1 protein-coding gene is annotated in these 778 nt (G+C 45.0%); it reads right to left on the bottom strand.

Annotated elements, in window-relative coordinates:
* Positions 1 to 778, bottom strand: a 778-nt coding sequence (locus R7E78_RS26010; RefSeq protein WP_318058593.1) for an EAL domain-containing protein, incomplete at both ends; no start/stop codon positions are given.

The raw sequence follows: 778 nt of genomic DNA, 5'->3' as shown, positions 1-778 counted from the left end.
GACGTTGTGTGGGCGAGAATAGAAGTAGCCTTGAATATAATGGCAACCCATGTCGATAAGCTTATTTAACGCCCTGTCGTCTTCTACGCCTTCTGCAATTAAGTCGACATCCAACAGTTGAGCTAACTGGGCTATCAGATACACCACTTGCTCTGACGTTTTGTTCGAGAGCATATTGCGCACAAATGTGGCGTCAATTTTGATGCTGTCGATAGGGTAATTATGAATGTAATTTAAGCTCGAATAGCCGGTGCCGAAGTCATCCAGTGCGACTTTAAAACCAAGATAGCGAAGCGAGTTCAAAACCATCTGCTCGCGTCCACTTTGTGAAAGCAAAACGGTTTCAGTGAGCTCTATAACAAAGTCCGAAGCATCGTGACCGTATCGCTCGAGCAAGGTTGTTAGGTGGTTGATGTAGCGGTTTGAATCGACCAATTCGTGTGCAGAGCAGTTGATGGATAGCTTCACGGTATAACCGAGGTGAGCCTCTAACTCTTGCTTCGCAATACATGCTAACTCTATGATTCGCTCACCTAATTCGATGATTAATCCTGATTGCTCAGCCGCTTCAATAAACTCCGCAGGGGAGATGTTGCCATACACACTGCTGTTCCAACGAGCGAGTATTTCAAAGTAATCCCAGCGATCATTGTTTACATCAACAATCGGTTGTAACACCACGTAAAGCTCATGACTTTCAGTAATGCTCGTGCTTAATTGAATGCGCATCGCTTCAATCAGTTGCGTTTGACGATGATAAAGCGCACTTAAGTGCGTG

The sequence above is a fragment of the Vibrio sp. YT-19(2023) genome (genome assembly GCF_033337395.1).
Note: the sequence above shows the minus strand (reverse complement) of the source record. Positions and strands in the feature narration are given on the sequence as shown.